3 protein-coding genes and 1 pseudogene are annotated in these 4,159 nt (G+C 75.9%); 2 read left to right on the top strand and 2 right to left on the bottom strand.

All coding sequences use genetic code 11. The features are described from left to right. Positions 1–747, bottom strand: a 747-nt coding sequence (locus ACOV8S_RS01150) for an ABC transporter ATP-binding protein (protein WP_448315415.1), incomplete at its 3' end; no start/stop codon positions are given. A gap of 146 nt (positions 748–893) precedes the next feature. After that, the gene (locus ACOV8S_RS01145) at positions 894–1,583 is read right to left on the bottom strand and encodes a bifunctional DNA primase/polymerase (RefSeq protein ID WP_448315413.1); all 690 of its coding nucleotides are present in this window, start codon (positions 1,581–1,583) and stop codon (positions 894–896) included. A gap of 245 nt (positions 1,584–1,828) precedes the next feature. On the opposite strand from ACOV8S_RS01145, the gene ACOV8S_RS01140 reads away from it, so the two are divergent. Both ACOV8S_RS01140 and ACOV8S_RS01135 read left to right on the top strand, forming a co-directional pair. Continuing rightward, entirely contained in the window at positions 1,829–3,211 is a 1,383-nt protein-coding gene (locus ACOV8S_RS01140; protein ID WP_448315411.1) for a transcriptional regulator, read from the top strand. A gap of 148 nt (positions 3,212–3,359) precedes the next feature. Next, positions 3,360–4,159: pseudogene (locus tag ACOV8S_RS01135) on the top strand (hypothetical protein); the annotation flags it as partial.

Here is a 4,159-nt window from a genome sequence, read left to right as displayed (position 1 = left end):
GTCCAGGCTGCTGCCCGCGTCCCGGCCGCCCGCCCCCACCAGTTCGAGGAAGGCCTGCTGCAGCGAGGGGGCGTCCCCGCGTACCTCCGCCAGCGTGCCCGCGGCGCGGATCCGGCCGGCGGCCAGCACCGCCACCCAGTCGCAGAGGGACTCCACCAGTTCCATCACGTGGGAGGAGAAGACCACCGTCGCGCCGGAGGCGGTGTACCGCTCCAGCACCGTGCGGATGGTCTGCGCGGAGACCGGGTCGACGCCCTCGAACGGCTCGTCGAGGAAGAGCACCTCGGGGTTGTGCAGCAGCGCCGAGGCGAGCCCGATCTTCTTGCGCATGCCGGTGGAGTAGTCGACGACCAGCTTGTCGCGGGCGGCGGAGAGGTCGAGGACCTCGATCAGCTGGGCCGCCCGCTTGTCGGTCTCCTCGCCGGGCAGACCCCGCAGGCGGCCCGCGTAGGAGAGGAGCTCGCTCCCCGAGAGCCGTTCGAAGAGCCGCAGCCCCTCGGGGAGGACGCCGATCCGCGCCTTCACCGCGGCGGGGTCGCGCCACACGTCGTGCCCGACGACCTCCACCCTGCCCTGGTCGGGCCGGAGCAGCCCGGTGATCATCGAGAGGGTGGTGGTCTTGCCGGCGCCGTTGGGGCCGACCAGGCCGACGAACCGCCCGGCGGGCAGCTCCAGGTCGATCCCGCCGACGGCGACGTGGTCGCCGAAACGTTTCCAGAGGCCTTCCACGCGTACGGCGGCAGTCATCTCATCCCTCCGCTGGGCCGGTACCGGGCACGGAACCGACCCTATGGCCCTCACGGCCGCGCGGCTCCCCCTCCGCAGCGACGAACCGGACGTACGGGCGGTTCCGCCACGCGGGGCGGCGGAACCGCCGTCGGCCCGGCGGAGGGTCAGCGGGTGCAGGCGTAGGCGAGGGCGGGCACCAGCACGGCCGCGTCGGGAAGGCGGCGGTCGGCCGGGGTCCGGACCCACTGGACCGGACCGCGCGCCCCGTAGCGCGTCGGCGGCGCCGGGATCCATCCCCCCGCGCCGGTGACCGTGAGATCGAGAGCCTCGGGGGTCCACCCCAGCGCCCGGACCGCGCGCGGCACCCGCGCCACCGCGCCCGGGGCCACCAGGAACCGCATCCGGCGGTCCGGCGACAGCAGCACCGGGCCCGCCGCGCCCTCCGTGCCCAGCCGGTCCAGCCGGGCGAGCGCGAGGAACCCCGCCGTCTCCGGGACGTCCACCACGTCGAACCCGTGCCCCGTCGGCAGCAGCACCGCGGCCTCGGGGCGGCGGCTCCACATCCGCCGGGCGACCGCCCCGCTGAGCGTGGCCCGGTCCGCCCAGTCCGGCCCCTCCGGATGCGCCCCCGGCAACGGGCAGGCCGCGTCACCGCAGGAGCAGCGCACCACCCCCGCCGCCGTCTCCAGCGACACCCCGGGGAATACCTGCCACTGCCGTTCCTCGGCATAGCGCACGGCGGCCTCGAGCGCGGAGGAGACCGGCGTGCGGGCGTCGTCGGAGCCCTGAAGGCCTGCCTCGCCGCGCTGGTGGGGGATAGGAGTGACTTCGGTGCCGGAGATCGTATTTTCCACGAACGACTCAACTCCTTTCATCCGTCCGGGTTACGCCGGACACACGGAAGGGGAACTGCCGCGCCAGGGAGCACGGGGCGCACAGGTGCATTCGAGGGGGCGCGCGGGCGGCGGGCGAGCGGGCGCTGGGTAGCCACTGGGGGTCCCGGCCGGGCGCACCGGCCAGGACCCGCGTGATCGCGGGACCACCAGGACCGCACCAGGCACCACCCAGGGCACCAACGGCATGCAACAGGGGGTACTCGATGGCCGCCAGGCCACTCGTCGCACGGCAGCCCAACGAACGGCTGCAGGCACTCATCCAGGAGGCGGGCTGCTCCAACGCCGGGCTGGCCCGCCGGGTCAACCTGTGCGGCGCGGAACACGGTCTCGACCTGCGCTACGACAAGACCTCGGTGGCCCGCTGGCTCCGCGGCCAGCAGCCCCGGGGGCGCGCTCCCGCCGTCATCGCCGAGGCGCTCGGCCGCAAGCTCGGGCGCGCCGTCACCATCGACGAGATCGGCATGGCCAACGGCAAGAACCTCGCCACCGGCGTGGGCCTGCAGTTCGCCCCCACCGTGGCGGGCGCGGTCGAGCAGGTCAGCGAGCTGTGGCGCAGCGACGTGGGGCGGCGGGACTTCCTGGCCGGCACCTCGGTGGCCGCCTCGGCCCTGGTGGAGCCCAGCCGCGACTGGCTGATCTCCGCCCCGGACCCGCAGGTCGCCCGCGCGGTCGGTCCCCGGGTCGGCCCCTCCGACGTGGACGCGGTCAAGGCGATGACGCAGGCCCTGGTCGACCTGGACCACCGCTTCGGCAGCGGTCACGTCCGGCCGGTCCTGGTCCACTACCTCAACAGCGTGGTCTCCGGGCTGCTCTCCGGGTCCTACAAGGAGTCGGTGGGGCGCGAGCTGTTCGCCGCGGTCGCCCGCCTCACCGAACTGGCCGGCTACATGGCGGTGGACACCGGGCAGCCCGCGCTCGCCCAGCGCTACTACATCCAGGCGCTGCGCCTGGCCCAGGCGGCAGGCGACCGCGGCTACGGCGGCTACGTGCTCGCGGCCTCCATGAGCCACCTGGCGGCGCAGCTCGGCAACCCGCGGGAGATCGCCCAGCTGGCCCGCGCGGCCCAGGAGGGCGCGCGCGGCCGGGTCACCCCGCGCGCCCAGGCGATGTTCCACGCCGCCGAGGCGCGGGGGCACGCGGTGCTGGGCGACACGGCGGCGGCCGAGGTGGCCTGCGGCAGGGCGCTGGACGCCATGGAGGCGGCAGCCGGCGCCACCGAGGCCGGCGACGACCCGGTGTGGATCAGCCACTTCGACGAGGCCTACCTCGCCGACGAACTGGCCCACTGCCACCGGGACCTCGGGCAGGCCGAGCAGGCCGAGCGCTACGCCCGCCGGTCGCTGGACGGCCACCCCGAGACCCGGGCACGCCGCCGGGCCATCGGCCACGTGCTGCTCGCCACGGCCCAGCTGCAGCGCAGGGAGCTGGAACAGGCCTGCGCGACCGCGCTGGACGCCGCGCGGATCCTCGGCTCGCTGCGCTCGGACCGGGGTGCCGAGTACCTGGACGACTTCCGGCACCGCCTGGAGCCGTACCGCTCCGAGGCCCCGGTCCGCGCCTTCACGGAGCGCCTGGCCGTGGCGTGAGGCGAGGGCGCGCGGCCGCGCCCCGCGAGCGGCGCCGGCTCCAACTGGGCTGCTCACAGGGTGCGGTGGGAGGTTGGGTGGAGGGCACGGCGGACGAGCGGGTAGCGTGAGCCGACGATTCCGCAAGCCCCCCGATGTAGGAGCCCCGGTGACGCAGAGTGGACACGGCGGTCCGTGGACGCCGGACCAGCCGGACCGGTCGCCGTACCCGCGACCGTCGCAGCCGGAGGAGAACTGGCAGGGCGCCGGGACCCACGGCGACGGGACCCACGGCGACGGGACCCACGGCGACGGTGCCCACGGCGCCTGGGACTCCGCACCGCAGCTGTGGACCGGCGCGCCCGGACCCGGCCCGCTGCCCCCCGAGACCCCGGCGGGCAGCGGTCACGGCGAGGCCGCCACCCAGTACCTCCCGCCGGTGCCTCCGGGTCCGTCCACGTCGACGGGTCCGTCCGCGCCGCACGGCGGGCCGGGCCACCAGGGCCACACGGGACAGCCGGGCCACCAGGGGCAGCCGGGCCACCAGGGCCACACGGGACAGCCGGGCCACCAGGGGCAGCCGGGCCCCACGGGCCAGCCGGGCCACCTGGGTCACCCGGCGCACCCCGGTCAGGCCGGGACCGGTGGCTTCGCCGACGAGGCCGCCACGCAGTTCATACAGCCCATACCCGCGGCGCCCGGCGACTTCGCGGCCACCCAGTTCATCCCCCCGGTGCCGGCCGGCGACCAGGCCGCCACCCAGTACCTCCCGCCGGTCCCGCCGCAGTCCGCGGACGGCCCGCAGCACGCCGGGCAGCACCCGCAGCACCCCCAGCAGCACTCCGCCCAGCATCCCGCGCCGCATTCCCCGCAGCAGGGCATGGACCGCGACACCCAGATGCTGCGCCGGATAACCGGGCCCCAGGCGCAGTCTCCCGGCGGCGACGGCGAGGCCACCCAGTACCTCCC

The sequence above is a fragment of the Streptomyces sp. CO7 genome (genome assembly GCF_053474865.1).
This window is presented reverse-complemented; position numbering and strand designations above follow the sequence as displayed.

Excerpts from the sequence above, each read along its gene's own strand:
- ACOV8S_RS01140 (WP_448315411.1), top strand. The coding sequence starts at position 1,829 with ATGGCCGCCAGGCCACTCGTCGCACGGCAGCCCAACGAACGGCTGCAG.